13 protein-coding genes are annotated in these 18,646 nt (G+C 72.4%); 5 read left to right on the top strand and 8 right to left on the bottom strand.

Translation table 11 applies throughout. The features are described from left to right. Positions 1 to 37: 37 nt before the first annotated feature. From ACFRIC_RS22790 to ACFRIC_RS22765, 6 genes are all read right to left on the bottom strand, one after another. On the bottom strand, positions 38 to 2,971 hold the full coding sequence (locus tag ACFRIC_RS22790) for a glycoside hydrolase family 2 TIM barrel-domain containing protein (RefSeq protein ID WP_382788501.1): 2,934 nt from the start codon (positions 2,969 to 2,971) through the stop codon (positions 38 to 40). 12 nt (positions 2,972 to 2,983) lie between these two features. Beyond that, positions 2,984 to 3,877, bottom strand: coding sequence for a carbohydrate ABC transporter permease (locus tag ACFRIC_RS22785; RefSeq protein ID WP_382788499.1), 894 nt, complete (start codon positions 3,875 to 3,877; stop codon positions 2,984 to 2,986). After that, positions 3,874 to 4,839 (bottom strand): carbohydrate ABC transporter permease, encoded by a 966-nt coding sequence (locus ACFRIC_RS22780; protein ID WP_382788497.1) that lies wholly within the window; start codon positions 4,837 to 4,839, stop codon positions 3,874 to 3,876. Before ACFRIC_RS22780 ends, ACFRIC_RS22785 begins: the two co-directional genes overlap by 4 nt. Positions 4,840 to 4,860: 21 nt before the next feature. Further along, on the bottom strand, positions 4,861 to 6,123 hold the full coding sequence (locus ACFRIC_RS22775) for an ABC transporter substrate-binding protein (protein ID WP_382788495.1): 1,263 nt from the start codon (positions 6,121 to 6,123) through the stop codon (positions 4,861 to 4,863). Between the two features lie 273 nt (positions 6,124 to 6,396). Beyond that, positions 6,397 to 7,644 carry an ROK family transcriptional regulator gene (locus tag ACFRIC_RS22770; protein ID WP_382788494.1) on the bottom strand — a complete coding sequence of 416 codons (1,248 nt, stop codon included), beginning with the start codon at positions 7,642 to 7,644 and terminating at the stop codon, positions 6,397 to 6,399. Positions 7,645 to 7,783: 139 nt separating this feature from the next. Next, positions 7,784 to 9,034: an FAD-binding protein gene (locus ACFRIC_RS22765; protein WP_382788492.1), complete on the bottom strand. Its 1,251-nt coding sequence runs from the start codon at positions 9,032 to 9,034 to the stop codon at positions 7,784 to 7,786. Between the two features lie 220 nt (positions 9,035 to 9,254). Here ACFRIC_RS22765 and ACFRIC_RS22760 point away from each other — a divergent pair, with 220 nt between their 5' ends. Continuing rightward, a complete protein-coding gene (locus ACFRIC_RS22760) occupies positions 9,255 to 10,241 on the top strand; it encodes a hydroxyacid dehydrogenase (protein WP_382788764.1) in 987 nt (328 codons plus the stop codon). Positions 10,242 to 10,347: 106 nt separating this feature from the next. Here the strand turns inward: ACFRIC_RS22760 and ACFRIC_RS22755 are convergent, their stop codons facing one another. Further along, complete coding sequence (locus tag ACFRIC_RS22755) at positions 10,348 to 11,196, bottom strand: alpha/beta fold hydrolase (protein WP_382788490.1); 849 nt, start codon at positions 11,194 to 11,196, stop codon at positions 10,348 to 10,350. Positions 11,197 to 11,358: 162 nt separating this feature from the next. Between ACFRIC_RS22755 and ACFRIC_RS22750 the strand changes: the two genes are divergently transcribed. The 4 genes from ACFRIC_RS22750 (at position 11,359) to ACFRIC_RS22735 (ending at position 18,061) form a co-directional block, all read left to right on the top strand. Next, the gene (locus ACFRIC_RS22750) at positions 11,359 to 12,681 is read left to right on the top strand and encodes a radical SAM protein (RefSeq protein ID WP_382788488.1); all 1,323 of its coding nucleotides are present in this window, start codon (positions 11,359 to 11,361) and stop codon (positions 12,679 to 12,681) included. 428 nt (positions 12,682 to 13,109) lie between these two features. Then, positions 13,110 to 14,621: a cellulose binding domain-containing protein gene (locus tag ACFRIC_RS22745; RefSeq protein ID WP_382788486.1), complete on the top strand. Its 1,512-nt coding sequence runs from the start codon at positions 13,110 to 13,112 to the stop codon at positions 14,619 to 14,621. Between the two features lie 242 nt (positions 14,622 to 14,863). After that, complete coding sequence (gene rsgA, locus ACFRIC_RS22740) at positions 14,864 to 15,979, top strand: ribosome small subunit-dependent GTPase A (protein WP_382788484.1); 1,116 nt, start codon at positions 14,864 to 14,866, stop codon at positions 15,977 to 15,979. A 558-nt stretch (positions 15,980 to 16,537) separates the two neighbouring features. Beyond that, positions 16,538 to 18,061: an AlkA N-terminal domain-containing protein gene (locus ACFRIC_RS22735; RefSeq protein ID WP_382788482.1), complete on the top strand. Its 1,524-nt coding sequence runs from the start codon at positions 16,538 to 16,540 to the stop codon at positions 18,059 to 18,061. Here the strand turns inward: ACFRIC_RS22735 and ACFRIC_RS22730 are convergent. Continuing rightward, positions 18,000 to 18,368: a PPOX class F420-dependent oxidoreductase gene (locus ACFRIC_RS22730; RefSeq protein WP_382788480.1), complete on the bottom strand. Its 369-nt coding sequence runs from the start codon at positions 18,366 to 18,368 to the stop codon at positions 18,000 to 18,002. The two genes, ACFRIC_RS22735 and ACFRIC_RS22730, sit on opposite strands and share 62 nt — an antisense overlap. Positions 18,369 to 18,646: the final 278 nt, after the last annotated feature.

Here is an 18,646-nt window from a genome sequence, read left to right as displayed (position 1 = left end):
TGGGGAGAGCCGTCCGGCCGCGTTCGGGACGCGGGCGTCAGTCCCGGATCGCGGAGAACATGAACGAGAACTCTGCCGGGGCCGCCCACAGTTGGTACCGCGGAAGGGCGCCGGGACCGCAGGACTGCGAACCGATGCCCTGCTGAGCGTGGTCGAGGTTGACCCAGACCGTGTCGCCGGGGACGAGATCCGTCAGATGACCGGCCGCGTCGAGCTGCTCGGTCGTCCAGCGGCGCGCGGTGAACCAGAACGCCGGGTCGCCCTCGACGCGCAGTCCGCCGATCTCGGCCCAGCGGACTCCGGGCCGCGCGCCGTTCTCCTGCGGGCGCACGTACGGTGTCTGCATCGCGTCGACCGTCGACTCCCACCGCCCGTTCGCGCAACCGGCCCTGGTGTCCGGATAGCCCTCTCCGGGACCACCCCCGAACCACGTCACCCGGTCCGCGGAGCCCGGGAGGCCGAGCCGCACGCCGAGACGCGGCAAGGGCAGCGCCCACCGGCCCTCCGGCGCCACGGACACGGTCAGCCGCAGCCGGGTGCCGTCGGAGGTCCAGCGGTAGACCGTGCGCAGGCCCACCTCACGGGCCGCGGGCGCCACCCGGGTGCGTACGGTCAGGAAGTCGTCGCCCGCCTCCACCGCGTCCAGGCGGTGCCGCATCCGGTGCAGGCCCAGGGCGCGCCAGAGCGGGCCGTGGCGGGCGTCCGGCTGCCAGTGCGCGCCGTTGTCGTTGTCGGTCGGGGCGCGCCACACGTCGAGACGGGGGCCGGTGACCCCGATCCCGCCGAGGGCCAGCAGCGCGCCGGTGCGGGCGTCGAAGGTGCCCGGCCCGAGGGTGACGACCCCGTCGCCGGGGACCGGAGCGGCCGAGGGTGTGAGGGCGGGCGGCGCGGGTTCCGTCAAGGGGACCTGGGTCCAGGCGACGACATGGCCGCGCGGCGCCCAGGCACTCTCCTCGGCCAGGACCGCCCGGATCGTCCACTGGGCGGCGGCGCCCCGCGGATCCACGGGCGGTGCCGGCAGCTTGACGTCGGCCGACCGGCCCGGCGCGAGCGCGGGCACCACGAGCGGGCCCGACTCGACCGTCTCGCCGTCGACTTGGTACGACCACACGAAGGCCAGAGAGGAAAGGTCCGCGAAGTCGTGGCCGTTGGTGACGCGAACGGTGCCGTCCCGGTCCGTGTCCGCCGTCGGGTTCTCGGCGGAAGACGGGAGGGAGTCCCCGGCGTCGATGCGGACGGGCTCGACGACCTTCTTGAACTCGACGAGCCCGGGGGACGGCGTCCGGTCGGGGAAGACCAGCCCGTCGCACACGAAGTTCCCGTCGTGCAGTTCCTCGCCGAAGTCCCCTCCGTACGCGAACCCGTGGCGCTCGTCCCGGATTCCGTGGTCGATCCACTCCCAGACGAAGCCGCCCTGGAGACGGTCGTACGAGGTGAACAGCCGCTGGTAGTCGGCGATGCCGCCGGGTCCGTTGCCCATGGCGTGCCCGTACTCGCACAGGATGAAGGGGAGCCGACGCCGCTTCAGGCCGCCGCCGTCCTCATGCCGGCCGATCCTTTCGACCTCGGCGTGGTCGGCGTACATGCGGGAGTAGACGTCCGTGTCCCGGCAGTCGTGGTCGCCCTCGTAGTGCAGGAGCCGGGAGCCGTCCCGGCGGCGGATCCACTCCGCCATCGCGGTGAGACCGCGCCCGGTGCCGGCCTCGTTGCCGAGGGACCACAGCACGACCGACGGATGGTTCTTGTCGCGTTCGACCATGCGCGCCGCCCGGTCGAGCAGCGCGGGTGTCCAGCGCGGGTCGTCGACGGGGTTGTCGCGCCAGCCCTGTTCGGTGAAGCCGTGGGTCTCCAGGTCGCACTCGTCGACGACCCACAGGCCGTAGGTGTCGCACAGGTCGAGGAAGGCGGGGTGGGGCGGGTAGTGCGAGGTGCGGACGGCGTTGACGTTGTGCCGCTTCATCATCAGCACGTCCGCGAGCATGGTCTCCGGGTCGAGCGCGCGGCCCTTCTCCGGGTGCCACTCGTGCCGGTTGACGCCCTTGAAGAGGACGGCCGTGCCGTTGACCTTGATGAGGCCGTCGGCGAGTTCGACCGTGCGGAAGCCGATGCGCAGGGGGACGCGTTCCCCCTCGGTGACCAGTTCGCCGTCGTACAGCCGGGGTGTCTCGGCCGTCCAGGGCAGCACCGGGACGGTGACCGGGGTGCCGGTCCCGACATCGATGTCCAGGGCGGGGACGAGGACCCGCCCGTCGACGTCCGAGTCGACGCGCAGGGTCCCCAGGCCCTCGTGGTGGTCGTAGGAGGCGTGCACGAAGAAGTCGAGCACGCTGCCGGGCGGCCGGTGCAGCAGGGTGACGTCGCGGAAGATGCCCGGCAGCCACCACTGGTCCTGGTCCTCCAGATAGGAGCCGGCCGACCACTGGTGCACCCGGACCGCGAGCACGTTGCCGCCGGGCCTGAGCAGATGGCCGACGGCGAACTCGTGCGGCAGCCGCGAGCCCTGGAACGTGCCGAGGTCCGTGCCGTTCAGCCAGACCCGGGCACAGGAGTCGACCCCGTCGAAGCGCAGGACCGTACCGCCGTCCGCGGGCCAGTCCGCGGGCAGGTCGAAGCGGCGCAGATGGTCGCCGGTCGGGTTCTCGGTCGGCACGCGCGGCGGGTCGACGGGGAACGGGTAGAGGTGGTTGGTGTAGATCGGCGATCCATGACCTTGCAGCACCCAGTGGCCGGGGACCTCCACCCCGGCCCAGCCGTCGGGCTCGTACCCCTCGCCGGCGAAGGAGTCGTCCTCGGCGTCGGCGGTGGGCGAGAGCCGGAAGTCCCAGCGGCCGTTCAGGGACAGGGACCGGGCGTCGGAGGCCGCGTACCAGGCGCGGGGCGGGAGGGCGCCGCTGCCGGGGGAGACGTCCTCGACGTGGTCGGTGGTGGACGGGGGAGAGGCCGGTGCTCCGGGAGAGGTGCGGAAAGACATGCGTCTCCTCGTTCAGCCCTTGATGCCTGTCCGCGCGATTCCCTGGACCAGCCAGCGCTGGAGGAAGAGGAACACGAACACCAGGGGCAGGATGGAAATGGCCGTGGCCATGAAGATCAGGTGGAAGTTGACGGTCTGGTTCGTCATGTACGAGGACAGGGCGACCTGGACGGTCCAGGCGTCGGGGTCCTGGCCGATGACCAGCGGCCACAGGAAGGCGTTCCAGCCGCTGATGAAGGTGATGGTCGCGATCGCGGCGAAGAAGTTGAGGGAGTTGGGCACCACGATGCGCCAGTACGCGCCCCAGTGACCGAGCCCGTCCATGCGCGCCGCCTCCTCCAGCTCCTTCGGGAACCCCAAGAAGTACTGCCGGAACAGGAAGCACGTGAAACCGCTGAAAAGCCCCGGGATGATGAGGCCGCGAAGACTGTCCACCCAGCCGAGCGACGACACGAGCACGAAGCTCGGCACGAAGGTCACGGCGGCGGGGACCATCAGGGTGACCAGCACCGCGTAGAAGACCTTGTCGGCGTGGCGGTACGGGATCCGCGCCAGGCCGTAGCCGGCGAGCGAGCACACCAGCAGCGTGCCGAGGGTGTGCAGCACCCCGACGACGGCGGAGTTCCACAGGGAGCGGGCGAAGGGGACGGTGGGGTCGTCGAACAGCTCACGGACGTTGCCCCACTTCAGGTCGGTGGGGAAGAACTGCCAGTTCTCACCGGTGATCGCGGCGTCGGTCGACAGGGCGTTGCGCACGAGCAGATAGAAGGGGACGAGGAACAGCAGACCGGCGACCCCGGCGGCGAGGTACAGGCCGGTGCTGCCGAGGACACCGCCCGGACCGTTCCGCCGGCGCCTGCCCGGCGCCGCCGCGTGGGTCGTGCGGTCCTGGCCGACGGTGGTCATCCGGCCTCCTCCCCGCGTCCGAACCCCATGAACCTGCCCTGGAGCAGGGTCACGATGCAGATGAGCAGGGTCAGGATGACCGCGCCCGCGCTGCCCGCGCCGTAGTCCTGGGCCTGGCCCAGCGCCGTGTAGTACAGCTCGACGAGCGGCGGGCGGCCCCAGGTGGTCTTCGAGAGCAGGTTGAAGAACTCGTCGAAGGCCTGGTAGGCGGCCACGAGGAGCAGCAGGACCACGGCCGTCGAGGTGGCCCGCAGTTGCGGCAGGGTGATGTGGCGGAAGGACTGCCACCCGGGACCGGCGCCGTCGATCGCGGCGGCCTCGTAGAGCTCGGGAGGGATGTTCTGCAGGGCGGCCAGGAAGAGGATCATGTAGAAGCCCGCCTGGAGCCAGAGCCGCGCGGTCACGATGACCAGCCAGTACCAGGGCGGATCGGGGTCGGCCAGCCAGGCGACGTTCTCGATCCCGAACCAGCCGAGGACGGTGTTCATCAGCCCGAAGCGGACCCCGCTGAAGATGGACATCTTCCAGATCAGCGAGGCGGCGACATAGCTGCACGCGGTCGGCAGGAAGAACACCGACCGCAGGAACGCCCGCATGAACCGCAGCCGGTTCACCAGCAGGGCGAGGCCCAGGGAGAGCGCCCAGGTCAGCGGCACGATGAACGCGGCGAACACGGTGAACGTCAGCAGTGAGCCGGTGAAGTCGCCGTTCTCCAGCATCTGACGGTAGTTGTCGAGGCCGACGAACGTGTGCGGGGTGACGGTGAAGCGCGCCTCGAAGAAGCTCAGCCACAGGCTCCAGCCGATCGGCACGTACACGAAGACGGTCAGGCCGATGAGGAAGGGGCCGGTGAAGAGCCAGAAGGCGAGGGTGCTGCCGCCTCGCCGGAACCGCCGTGGCCGGGCCGCGGTGGCCCCGGCCGGGGCGGAACGCGGGACACCGGGCGACGTGGTGGTCGACATGTCGGGGGTCCGTCCGCCGGTCTATCCGAAGAGCTTCTTCAGCTCGCGGTTCACGGTCCCGTCCGCCTTGTCGAGCGCGGCCTCCGGGTCGCCGTTCTTGCGGACGCAGTCGGCGAAGACGTCCTCGAGCGCGGTGATCATGGACTGGGTCCAGCCGATGTTGTCGAAGTGCCCGTACTCGCGGAAGAGTTCGACGCCCTCGGCGGGAAGCCCCGACTTGAGCTTGGTGGCGGAGGTGGCGAGCGAGGAACGCGGCGGGATGTGGAACCCGTACGACAGCGACCAGTCCTCCTGGTACTTCTTCCGGTCGATCCAGAGCCATTTCACGTACTCCTTGGCCAGGTCGACGTTCCTCCCCTTGGCGTTGACGAACATCGACCAGCCGCCGTTGTAGACGGACGGCTTGCCCGAGTCGGTGACCTTCGGGAAGGGGAAGACCCCGAGGTCGTCGCCGAGCGCCTTCTGCATCTGCGGCATGGCCCACATCCCGCAGAACTGGATCGCGCACAGGCCCTGGTCGATCGCCGACGGGTCCCAGTAGTCGGCGGGGGCGTCGAGGAGCAGATGGCCGCTGGTGAACAGGCCCCGCATCTTCTTCAGCCCCTCCTTGACCCCCTCGGTGTGGTACGCGATCCGGTTCTTGTCGTCGAGGGTGTCGGCGCCCGCGGACCAGATCATCGGGTTGATGACGGCGTGCAGGTCGTTGCCGAGGAACAGGCCCTTCACCTTGCCCGTCGTCAGCTTCGCCGCAGCTTCGACGAGTTCGTCGAGCGTGGTCGGCACGTCGAGTCCCGCCTTCGCCAGCAGGGAGGGCCGGTAGAAGAAGAACTGCGGATCGTCGATCATGCGGACGCCGTACGTCTTCCCGTCGACGGTGTGCGAGGCGATGTCGGCCGGGTTGAAGTCGTCCTGGACCGGGCCCACGATGTCGCTCAGGTCCGCCACCTGGCCGCTCCTGACGAGCTGGATCTGTGGGTGGAACTCGAAGACGTCCGGCGCGTTCTCGGTGAGCAGCGACGCGAACAGCTTGCTCTCGAAGTCGCTGCCGGTGATCCACTGCGTGGTCACCCGCGCCTTGTCGTAGGCCTTCGCGTACCGCTTGATGGCCTGCTCGGTGCCCGCTTCCCCGTAGGCGTGGAAGTACTGCACCAGCTCCTTGCCCGAACTACCGCCTCCGGAGCGCCCGTTGTTGCCGCCGCAGGCGGCCAGCGGCCCGAGGGCGGCGAGGCCGGCCGCGGCCCGCAGTACGGATCGACGGTCCCGGTTGCTGCTCAATGCCGACATGGTGACGTCCTTGTCGTGTAGGCGGTTCGAGTGAGCTGTGCTGTGCCGGTCGGGTGCGGTCGTGGCTCGAACGTGGCGTGCGGTGCGGGACGTTAACCTTCCGCCAATGCTTCGGCAAGGGGTTGGACGAAGTCGGCGCGAAGCGTTGCCGGGGGTTCGGGATACCGGACGTCACGGCTCCCGTTTCCTCGGCGTGCCGACCTACGAATCGTCAACTCACTCACATATGAAGGCACTTGGAGCGCCGCATGCCCTCGGCTCCGATTCCGGCAGTCACGCCGGAGGCGCCGTGCGACTCCGTGCGGGAGCGGTCCGCCCGGCCTGCCGCCGGCCGGCCGGCTGGAGCGCCCCTTCGAGGGCGAACGTGGCGGCGCCCAGACAGACCGGGTCCGTCGGAATGGGGGACAGGACGATCTCCGTGGCCGCGAGCGGACGCCGCAGCGCGTGCCGGGCGACGGCCTCGCGCACCTCCCGCAGCAGCGGTTCGCCGAGCGTGGCCGCGACCCAACTGCTCAGCACGACCACTTCGGGGTTGAGCAGGTTGACCAGGTCGGAGATCGCGGCGCCGAGATAACGGGCGGTGTCGCGCACGACCTTGACGGCCACCGGGTCCTGCGCGGCGACACCCGAGGCGAGGGCGTCGATGGTGGCGGTCTGGTCCTCCGGGTGCAGCAGCGGGCTCCCGGGGCTCAGCTCCCGCAGGTTCAGCATGATCCCAGGGGCCCCGACATACGTCTCCACGCAGCCGTGGTTGCCGCAGTGGCACAGCCGGCCGTCCAGCACCAGCGTGGTGTGGCCCCATTCGCCGGCGCTGTTGCTGACCCCGCGGTGCACTCCGCCCCCGAGCGCGAGACCGGCGCCCACGCCCGTGCCCAGATTGACCACGACCGCGTCACCGCGTCCCCGGGCCGCGCCGAACCACAACTCGGCGACCGCGCAGGCGCGCAGCGGGTTGTCGAGATACAAGGGGTGGGCGATGTGCTCGGCGAGCAGATCGAGCAACGGCACGTCGTGCCAGTCCCAGTTGGGCGCGTACTCCGCGACCCCGGTGTCGCGGTCGACCTGCCCGGGGACGCTGACCCCCACGCCCAGCACCCGCGTGCCCTCCACCCCGGACTGGGCGACCACCGAGCCGACGGCGGCGGCGACATGGCCGACCACCTGCTCCGGGCGGCTCTCGCCGGGGCGCATGTCCTCGTCGGCGCGGGCGAGCACGTTCAGGGCCAGGTCGAACAGCTCGACCCGGACGTACGTCTCCGCGATGTCGACGCCGATGAGGGCGCCGCCGGCCGCGTTCACCGCCACCAGCCCGCGCGGACGGCCGCCCGCCGAGTCCTCGAAGCCGACCTCGGTCAGCATCCCGAGGTCGAGCAGTTCACCCACGAGCGTCGCGACCGTGGCCAGGCTGAGCCCGGTCGCCGCCGCCAGCTCCTGCCGTGAGGTGGGGGATTCGGCGATGATCTGACGCAGCACCTCGTACCGGTTCGCGGTGCGGATGTCGCGTGACGTACCGCGCTTCATGGGGCTCCCCTCGCTCCCGCGCACCGGTTCCCGGGCGCGTCGGCCCCTGCGCGCCGCGTCAGGCTACGGCCCGCCGGGGACATTCGACAAGGGGTTAGGAAATGGGGTGGAGGAAGGGTGGCGGCCGCGGTGGAGGAGATCAGGGGCGGGGACCGAGGAAGTCCCGCACGAAGGCGTTGGTGAAGGTCCCCGACGGGTCGAGGGTGCCGGCCAGCGCCCTGAACTCGTCCAGCCGCGGGGACCGTTCGCGCAGCACCGCCGGGGGCACGGTGAACACCTTGCCCCAGTGCGGCCGGGGCCCGAACGGCTCCAGCGCCCGCTCCACCCGGCGGACCACCGGCAGTACGGCCCCGGTGTCCTCGATCCAGGTGAAGTGCAGGGCCACGGAGTCCCGGCCGTACGCCGGACTCAGCCACTGCTCGTCGGCGGCCACGGTCCGCACCTCGCAGATCTGCAGCACCGGCGCGATCGTCCCGCGGATCGCGTCCAGCGCGTGCAGCGCCGCCAGGGCGTCCGAGCGCGCCAGCAGATACTCCGACTGCAGTTCGGCGCCGCTGCTCGGAGTGAACTCGGCCCGGAAATGCGGCAGTCGCTCGTGCCAGGGGCCCGGGACGCCGAGCTGCTCGGTGCAGTTGCGGGCGGGCATGCCCGGCACCGGGTGCAGGGCCTCGGTCGCGGGCGCCGCCCAGGGGAAGTCCGGCGCAGGCCGGTCCGTACGCCGTTTGAGCCAGACCTGCCGGAAGCCGGGGCGCCCCCAGTCGGTGAACAGGCTCACGCTGTACGCGGATGCCGCGACCGTCTCGAAGTCCAGCCCCTCCAGCGGGAGTTCGGTGAACACATGCTGGCTCACCCCGAAGTCCGGTTCCAGGTCGAGCGTGAGCGCGGTGACGACACCGAGCGCGCCCAGCGAGGTCACGGCGCCGCCGAACCGCTCCTCGTCCCGGCCGATCACCAGGGTGGAGCCGTCCGCCGTGACCAGCTCGACCTCGCGCACGGCGGCGGCGAGCGGCCCGTTCGTCACCCCGGACCCGTGGGTGCCGGTGGCGACCGAACCCGCCACCGAGATGTGCGGAAGGGAGGCCATGTTGTGCAGCGCGAGTCCGTGCTCGTGCACCCGGCGGGCGAGTTCGGCGTACCGGACCCCGCCCGAGACCCGTACCGTACGGGCCGTCGTGTCGACGTCCACCACGGGCGGCAGCGCGTCCAGCGACAGCAGGACGCCTTCGGCGCCCGGCTCCGCGATCGCGTTGAACGAGTGCCCGCTGCCCAGCACCCGGACGCGCGAGCTGCCGGCGACCAGGGCGCGCAGCGCGTCGGGCGAGGAGGGCCGGTGCAGCTCCTTGGCCGCGTACGTGATGTTGCCGGCCCAGTTGGTCAGGGTCCGAGTCATCCCTGTCGTCCCTCCCGCGAGTCGCTGTGCGTGGCCCATGCAATGACCACCCCCGGGAACCTACCCCGTCGGTCCGCCGCGCTGGCAGACCGAGCCGTTGACCCTCTCACGTGGCGCGATCTACCGTAGAGAGCGCTTGCTGTCCTCGGTGTCACCGCATCGGAAGGCCACCTCCTTGCCCGAACGTCCAGTGGATCAGCCCTCCGAACGTCCCGTGGCGATGTTCGCCATGACCCCCGAGAACGTGCCGCGGATCTTTCCGCCCGACCTCCTCGCCCGGCTGCGCGAGCGGGTGGACATCGATCCCTCGTTCGTGGCGGTCGACTACACCGACCCGCGCGTACGGGCCCGGCTCGCGGACACCGAGATCCTGATCACCGGCTGGGGGTGCCCCCTCCTCGACGCGGCCGCGCTCGACGCGGCCCCGAAGCTGCGGGCCGTCCTGCACGCCGCCGGCTCCGTGAAGGGCTTCGCGACCCCCGAGGTGTGGGAGCGCGGCGTCGTCGTCTCCTCGGCCGCCGCCGCGAACGCCCTGCCCGTCGCCGAGTACACGCTCGCCATGATCCTGCTCGCGGGCAAGGACGTCTTCGCCCACCGGGAATGCCTGCGCACCGAACGGGCCTTCCCCTACGGGGAGATCCTTCCCGGCATCGGCAACTTCGGCCGCCGCGTCGGCGTCGTGGGCGCCTCCCGCATCGGCAGACGTCTCATCGAACTGCTCCGCCCCTTCGACCTGTCGGTGAGCCTCGCCGACCCCTACGTCGACGAGGCCGGGGCGGCCGCCCTCGGTGTTCCCCTGCTGCCGCTCGACGAACTGCTCGCCGGCAGCGACATCGTCACCGTCCACGCCCCGCAGACCCCGGAGACCCGGCATCTGATCGGCCGCCGCGAACTCGCGCTGATGCCCGCCGGATCGGTGCTCATCAACACCGCGCGCGGTTCCCTGGTCGACCACGACGCGCTGATCGAGGAGCTGCGCGCGGGGCGGGTCGGCGCGATCCTCGACGTCACCGACCCCGAGCCGCTGCCCGCCGACTCCCCGCTGCACGACCTCCCGAACGCCTTCGTCACCCCTCACCTGGCCGGCTCCCAGGGCAATGAGGTCGCCCGCCTCGGCCTGACCGTCCTGAGGGAGGCCGAACACCTGCTGTCCGGGAGGACGCCGGAGTTCCTCATCGACGCGGGGGAGCTGGAGCGGAGCGCCTGACCATGTCGCAGCCGACCCGTCTCCGGCGGGCCGACCGCGCGCACGACCCGCTCCGGCGGCCCGCCCGGGTCTCACCCGGCGGGGTGTGCGTCGTAGGACCCGGCCCTCAGCGGGCGGGCCCGGCCAGGAACGCCTCCGTCGTCGTCACGAACAGCTTCGGATCGTCGAGCCACGGGAAGTGGCCGGCCCCGCTCTGGACGACGAGCTCGGCGTCCGGGAACAGGGCGGCGACCTCGGTCATCGCGGGCGCCGGGGAGTTCAGGTCGACCTCTCCGGCGAGCACGAGGACGGGGGAGGTCAGGCGGGCGAGGGCCGCCCGGGTGGTCTCCGGCGCGAAGGCGCCGTCGGCGAAACGGGCCGCGGCCCCGTGGTTCTTGTGCGCGTCCTCCGCGTCCCGGTGCGCCCGCGCGGCCTCGTCCCAACGCCCGTACCAGAACGGGGCGATGGCCCGGAACGCGTCGGCGTCGCCCTGTCCGGCGACGATCGCCTCCAGGGCCGCGAACGCCTCCGGGAACCACGGCTCGCCCTCGCGCAGCAGCGCCGTCGCCCGTCTGGTCTCCGGAGCGATCCCGATCCCGAGGGCGGAGACGCTCGGGGTGATCAGCGCGAGCCGCCGGACCCGCTCCGGGTGCCGCTGCGCGTACAGGACGGCCGTATTCGTCCCGGCGGAGTGCCCGAGCAGGTCGATCCGGTCGAGACCGAGGTGCCCGCGCAGGGCCTCGACGTCGTCGACGAGCCGGTCGCAGCGGTACGAGGCGGGGTCCGCCGGGATCGCGGACCGGCCCGTGCCGCGCGGGTCCGCCATGATCAGCCGCCGGTGCGCGGACAGTCCGCCCAGGTCACCGAGGTACGCGCAGTCCTGCATCGGGCCGCCGGGCAGACACACCACCGGCGGCCCGTCCCCCCGGGTGTCGAAGGCCAGCTCGGTCCCGTCGTACGAGGTGAAGGCAGGCATGGCGACGACTCTCCCAGCGGCGCCCGGACGGAGCAAACGAGATCCGCCGCGGCGGCCGTCTCCGGCGACGCGGGGGACCCGGCACGGCCGATGTCCGGGCGGGGGCATACCGTGAGGAGTCGAACACGTCAGACGAAGCAGGTCGGGAGCGAGGAGAACGGGATGGGCAGCCGCACCGCGCTGGTCGAGGATCTGATGGAGCGGTTCCCGCACGTGCCACGGGAAGCCGTCATCAAGGAGGACCTGCTCCGCGGGGGCGTGGCCTTCGACGCGTCCGCGCTCAGCGACAACGAGGGCGGCGAGGTCAAGCCGAAGTCGTACTTCATCTTCTCCTTCGACCACGGCACCCTGCCCGAGCTGGGCGAGGCCGCGCTCCGGCGCCCGCCCGAGGAGATCATCCTCACCGGCGGCCCGTACGACCTGCGGCGCACCGTGGTGTCCGTGCGCGTGAACCCGGCCTCGCCCTACCGGGTCGCCGCCGACGACGAGGGCGTCCTCGGGCTCTACCTCGACGGGAAGCGGATCTCCGACGTCGGCGTGCCGCCGATGCCCGAGTACTACCGGCACAAGCTCTCCAACGGGAAGTCCGTGATGGAGGTGGCCCCGACGATCCAGTGGGGCTACCTGATCTACCTCACCGTCTTCCGGGTCTGCCAGTACTTCGGCGCCAAGGAGGAGTGCCAGTACTGCGACATCAACCACAACTGGCGCCAGCACAAGGCGGCGGGCCGTCCCTACACCGGGGTCAAGGACGTCGAGGAGGTCCTGGAGGCCCTGGAGATCATCGACCGGTACGACACCGCGAAGGCGTCGACGGCGTACACCCTCACCGGCGGCGCGATCACCAAGACGGTCTCCGGCCGTGACGAGGCCGACTTCTACGGCCACTACGCCAAGGCCATCGAGGAGAGGTTCCCCGGACGCTGGATCGGCAAGGTGGTGGCCCAGGCGCTGCCCCGCGACGACGTACAGCGGTTCAAGGACTACGGCGTGCAGATCTACCACCCCAACTACGAGGTGTGGGACGAGTATCTGTTCAAGATGTACTGCCCCGGCAAGGAGCGTTACGTCGGCCGTGACGAGTGGCACAAGCGCATCCTCGACTCCGCCGAGATCTTCGGCGCCCGCAATGTGATCCCGAACTTCGTCGCGGGCGTGGAGATGGCCGAGCCCTTCGGCTTCACCAGCGTCGACGAGGCGATCGCCTCAACCACCGAGGGCCTGCGGTTCTTCATGTCGCAGGGCATCACGCCCCGCTTCACCACCTGGTGCCCCGAGCCGACCACCCCGCTGGGCAAGGCCAACCCGAACGGCGCGCCGCTGGAGTACCACATCCGCCTGCTGGAGGCCTACCGCGCCACGATGGACGACTTCGGGCTCCAGTCGCCGCCCGGATACGGCGAGCCCGGCCCCGGTCGCGCGGTCTTCTCCGTCAGTTCCTTCATGGACAGCCTCCCCGCGCAGGAGCCGGTCTCCCAGGTGTGACCCGTGCCCTCGGGGCGCACCCGCACGGCCCGGACGTCGTCCCGACGTCCGGGCCGTCGTGCGTCGGCCGTCGTGCGTCGGCCGTCGGGTGGCGGGCAGTGGGCTGGGGGCAGTGCGGTGGAGCCGGGGCAGGTGGGGGGTTCTGTGAAAGTTGAAGCGTTCGCTCCCGCCGGGCGGGTGTTCCGTACGACACTCGGGCCACCCGGGTCCCGGCCCGGGCCGCCGGAGACCGGACCGGGGCGACGGACGTTCGACGGATCGTCCTGTGATCGCGCGACCGCATGATGTGACGGCGTCGCTTGTCAGTTGTGTCGGAACCGTGAAAGGCTCTGGCCCGTTGTCGAGTCGCCCCCAACTCCCGCTGAAAACAGGCGAGTTGGGCGCTTGTGTGACGTTGCACGCGGAAGCCGTGGATGCGGGAGACCCCCATGCCAGACCTGCCGACCCCCCAGGACGCCGCCGAGGCCGCGCTGTTCTCGGAATGCTGGGACGCCGTCCTGTCGTACGCCGATCTGTGCACGTCCGGCTCCGCCGCGGCCACCCAGCTCGCCACCGAGGCGTTCACCCACGGCATCCACGAGGCGCGCTCGGCCGCGGTCCGCACCAAGACCACGGGCCGCAGAAACCCCGGGCTGCCCCGGATCCCCCTGCTGCTCAACTCGGTCCGGACCACCGCCGCCGCCTGGGAGGCGCACGGCCAGGGACACCGGCTGGACCCGGACCTCAGGCTGTGGCTCAACTCCGAGAAGGCGGCTCGCTACACGGGGCCGCCGCTGCACCGCCCGGTCGCGCTGCGCGGTCTGAGGGACCTTCAGGAACCCGACGCGGCCCTGCTGTGGCTGGTCGAGGTGGAGGCGCTCCCGCTGCCCGCGGTGGCCCGGCGGCTCGGTCTCGACCCGGTGGCGGCCGCCGAGGAACTCGGCCAGGTACGGGCCCTGTTCAGGGACCGGTGCCACCGCAACCACCTCGACACCCCGATGGACGCCGACTGCCGCAGCTACGCACGGCTCCTCGACGCGGTCACCCGCTCGCCGGGCGCCGAGACGCCCGAGGACCTCTCCCAGCACCTCGCCCGGTGCGTGGAGTGCGCGGAGGCCGCGGCCTGTCTGCGGCTGCACGGCGGCGGACTGCCGGCCGCGCTCGCGGGCGGCGTGATCGGCTGGGGCGGCCTCGCCTATCTGGAGCGCAGGCGCCGCGCCGCCGAGGCGGGGCTGGCGGGCGGTCGTACGGACGCGGCCGCGGACACCGGTCTCGCCGAGGTCAGGGAGGCCGCGCCCCGGATCGGCCGCACCGGACTGCTGGTCGCCGCCGTGATCGTCTCCGGCCTCGCCCTCACCGTCTCACTGATGCCCTTCGGCGCCGGGAACGACCCGGCCGCCGCCGCGCGCGGCGACGCGGCCGACCGCCGTCCGGTGGCCGACCCGGCCGTGTCCTCCCCGGGCGCGACCACCCGCGCCGAGGGCTCGCTCGTCTCGCCCGAGCCCGTGGACGCCAGTGCCGACGCCGGCTCGAAGTCCGACCCCGAGCCCCAGGGCACGTCCTCCTCGTCCCCGGCGCACGCCACCGCGAAGGCCCCGGGATCCAAGCACTCCACACCGCCGGCGAACTCCACGAAGAGCCCCGCGACCTGCGAGGTGACGTACGACCTCGTCGACGAGTGGACGGACGGCTTCCAGGCCACCGTCACCGTCACGTCCGAAGAGGCCCTCGACACCTGGCGGATCGGCTGGACCTTCGACGACGGCCAGCGGGTCACGCAGATGTGGGACGGCACCGTCGCCCAGAGCGGCTCCCGGGTGACCGCCTCCGCCAAGGACTACAACAGGTCGGTCGCCGCGGGCGGTTCCTTCGCGGTCGGCTTCAACGGAAGCTGGAGCGGCGGGAACTCGGCTCCGGACGCCTTCACCCTCAACGGGGAGAGCTGCACGACGGCAGGGTGATCCGTCGGGGCGTTTAATTCGATTGACGGGCCCGGCGGGGCCCCGGATACAGTTCACGCGTCGGCATCGAGGCGTGGGCCTCGAGCGAGTACCAGGAGGTGTGACCGATGGCTGTCGTTGCGATGGGCGCTGCCCGCATTCAGAAGTGCATCAAGTCCACCTCCGTGGCCGCCGGCTGACCTTCCACCTTTCCTTCGCGCCGCAGTGCGCGTCGCCGGGGCCACCCTTGTGAAGGGTCTCCCTTGACTTCCAGCTCCGCCTTCCCGACCCCGTCCGCCTCCCTGGGGCTCTCCTCGCTCGTTCCGTACGGCTGGGACGAAGCCTGGGCGGACGAGTTCGCTCCCTACCACTCCGAAGGGCTCGTCGCCGGCCGGGTGATCCGCGTCGACCGCGGGCAGTGCGACGTCGCCACCGCCGAGGGCGTCGTCCGCGCCGACACGGCCTTCGTGACACCGCACGATCCGCTGCGCGTCGTGTGCACCGGTGACTGGGTCGCCGTCGAACCGGCCGGCAACCCGCGCTACGTACGGGCGTATCTGCCCCGCCGTACGGCCTTCGTGCGCTCCACCTCCTCCAAGCGGTCCGAGGGGCAGATCCTCGCGGCCAACGTCGACCACGCCGTTGTGGCCGTCTCCCTCGCCGTCGAACTCGACCTCGGCCGCGTCGAGCGCTTCCTCGCGCTGGCCTGGGAGTCCGGCGCACAGCCCGTGGTCGTCCTCACCAAGGCCGACCTCGTCCCGGAGGCGGCGACCCTCGCCCACCTCGTGCAGGACGTGGAGATCTCCGCGCCCGGGGTCACCGTCCTGGCCGTCAGCTCCTCGACGGGGGCCGGTCTCGACGTCCTGGAGGCCGTGCTCGCGGGTGGCACGGCCGTGCTGCTCGGCCAGTCCGGCGCGGGCAAGTCCACCCTGGCCAACGCGCTGGTCGGCGAGGACGTCATGGACGTCCAGGCGACCCGCGACATGGACGGCAAGGGGCGGCACACCACGACGACCCGCAATCTGCTCGTGCTGCCCGGCGGCGGTGTCCTCATCGACACCCCGGGGCTGCGCGGAGTGGGCCTGTGGGACGCCGGGAGCGGGGTCGGGCAGGTGTTCTCCGAGATCGAGGAGTTCGCCGCCGACTGCCGCTTCCAGGACTGCGCCCATGTCGCCGAACCGGGGTGCGCGGTGCTCGCGGCCGTCGACTCCGGCGACCTGCCGGAGCGGCGGCTGGAGAGCTACCGCAAGCTGCTCCGCGAGAACCAGCGGATCGTCGCCAAGACGGACGCCCGGCTGCGCGCCGAGATCCGCCGCGACTGGAAGCGGAAGGGGGCGGAGGGCCGCGCCGCCATGGAGGCGAAGCGGGGCCGCTGGTAGCCGCCCCCGGGGCGGAGGCCCGGACCTCCCGGCCCTCCGCCACCGCCCGCCGGGTTCCGGTCCGTCCCCACGGTCTCCCTCCGGGCCGGTCCCCGGGTGCTCGGCGCGTGCCCGCCGGCCCTCGGCTCCTGCCTCCCGGGTTCCGGGCTGGTCCCCGTCGGGTTCCGGGCCGGTTGACGAGCGCTGTGTGCGTCCCCACCGGGTTCCGGACCGGCCCCGCCGGCTCCGGGCCGGGCGGGTGCTCGGCGCATGCCCGCCGGCCCTTCGCTCCTGCCTGCCGGGTTCCGGACCGATCCCCGCCGACTCCGGGCCGGTCCCTGCTGGGCTCCGGGCCGGTTCCGGGCCCCCGCCCCTGCCTGCCGGGCCCCCGCCCCTGCTCGCCGGTCCTCCGCCCCTGCCCGCCGGGCAACTGACCTGTCCCCGCCCGGCTCCGGGCCACGGGGCCGCCGCCCCTGCTCGCCGGTCCTCCGCACCCGGCCCGGGCGGGGCGCCCCGCGGTCCGGGTGTCGTGTCCGAATTCCGCCAGCTCTGTCCGTCGGGCGGGGACACACTGGAAGGGTGAACGACGAGGACGTCAGGTACGAGGACACCAGGTACGAGGCCGTGCGGAGCCGGGATGCCCGGTTCGACGGGGAGTTCTTCTTCGCCGTGCGGACCACCGGGATCTACTGCCGGCCGAGCTGCCCGGCGGTGACGCCGAAGCGGCGCAACGTGCGGTTCTACGCGACGGCCGCCGCCGCGCAGGGCTCCGGCTTCCGGGCCTGCCGCCGATGCCGCCCGGACGCCGTGCCGGGCTCGGCGGCCTGGAACGTACGGGCCGACGTCGTCGGCCGCGCCATGCGCCTGATCGGCGACGGCGTCGTGGACCGCGAGGGCGTCGGCGGCCTCGCCACGCGGCTCGGGTACAGCACCCGCCAGGTCCAGCGGCAGCTCACCGCGGAGGTCGGCGCGGGCCCGGTCGCACTGGCCAGGGCCCAGCGGGCGCACACCGCGCGGATCCTCCTCCAGACCACCGAACTCCCCGTCACACAGATCGCGTTCGCGGCGGGATTCGCCAGCGTGCGCCAGTTCAACGACACGATCCGCACGGTCTACGCGTCCACGCCGAGCCAGTTGCGCGATGCGGCGCCGCGCAGCGCTCCGGCCGCCCGCAGCGCGGCCACCCCCGCCGCGGGCGTCCCGCTCCGCCTCGCCCACCGGGGCCCCTACCAGTCCACCGCCGTCTTCGACCTGCTCGCCGCCGAGGCCGTCCCGGGCGTCGAGGCCGTCCGCGGAAGCCGCGGCCGGCGCACCTACCGCCGGACGCTGCGGCTGCCGTACGGCACGGGCATCGTGGCCGTCGAGGAACGGCCGGGGACCCCGGCGGGCCGCCGCTCCCGGGCCGGCACGCCGGACCGGACCGACGGAGCACCGGGCCCCGCCGACACCGCCCACCCCGGAGGCTGGCTCGACGCCCGGCTGCACCTCACCGATCTCCGGGACCTCACCACGGCCGTGCAGCGGCTGCGGCGGCTCTTCGACCTCGACGCCGATCCGTACGCCGTCGACGAGCGGCTGGGAGCGGACGCTCGGCTGGGTCCCCTGGTCGCGGCACGGCCGGGCCTGCGGTCGCCGGGCGCCGCCGATCCGGACGAACTCGCGGTACGCGCGCTGGTCGGGGCCGCGGAGGCCGAGCGGCTGGTGCTGCGGTACGGCAAGACGCTGGACGCCGAGTGCGAGACGCTCACCCATGTCTTCCCCGAGGCCGCCGTCCTCGCGGAGGCGGAGCCCGGTGGTCCGCTCGGCGCGCTGACCGCGGCCCTCGCCGACGGCACCCTGCGGCTCGACCCGGGTGCGGACCGCGAGGAGACGCGGGCGGCGCTGCTCGCGCTGCCCGGCATGGACGAGCGCACCGCAGCCGTCATCCGCACCCGGGCCCTCGGCGACCCGGACGTGGCGCCGCCCGGCACCGACGCCCCGGACACCTGGCGGCCCTGGCGCTCGTACGCCGTGTGCCATCTGAGGGCGGCGGCGGGGGAGTTCAGTCCTCCAGGCCCCAACTGTGGATCCGCCGGGGATGGATCCGGATCAGTTCCTCACTGAAGTGCGGGCCCAAGTCGTGGGCACCGGTGAGGAGTTCCGCCTCTCCGCGGATGTCGACGCCGCGGACCTTCCACGGCTGGACGCTGACGATGTCGTCCACGACGAGCGCCACCTTCGGGTTCTTCTGGAGGTTGCGCCACTTCTTCGTGGTGCCCATCGAGTAGCCGCCGATCAGGATCGTCCCGTCCTCCTGGGGGAAGAAGCCGACGGGGTTGGCCTGGGGCTGCCCGAGCGGGTCGACGGTCGCCAGCCGTCCCAGCCGCTGCGACCTCAGATACGCGCGCTCGGCCTCACTGAATTCGGTCATGACAGCACCCAAACACGCCCCCGGCCCCCGGCGCATCGGGTTGCGGTCCTAGGACCGCAGGCGGAGAGGCGGACCCCGCCCGTCCCCTCCGGTCCCCGCCCGTCCCCTCCGGTCCAAGCCCGTCCCCTCCGGTCCCGGGCCTGATCCGGCGCGTGAGGTCCCGGCCGGCCCCGTTCGGGGGTGTGCCGGGCCTCGGACGACGCCGTTCGGCCCTGGTCGGCCCCGTTCGGGCGCGTCCGACGGTGTGATGATGTGATGCGAGGGTCGGCGCGCGGGGA

It is taken from the genome of Streptomyces sp. NPDC056738, assembly GCF_042790435.1.
In the GTDB taxonomy this organism is placed as follows: Bacteria; Actinomycetota; Actinomycetes; order Streptomycetales; family Streptomycetaceae; genus Streptomyces.
This window is presented reverse-complemented; position numbering and strand designations above follow the sequence as displayed.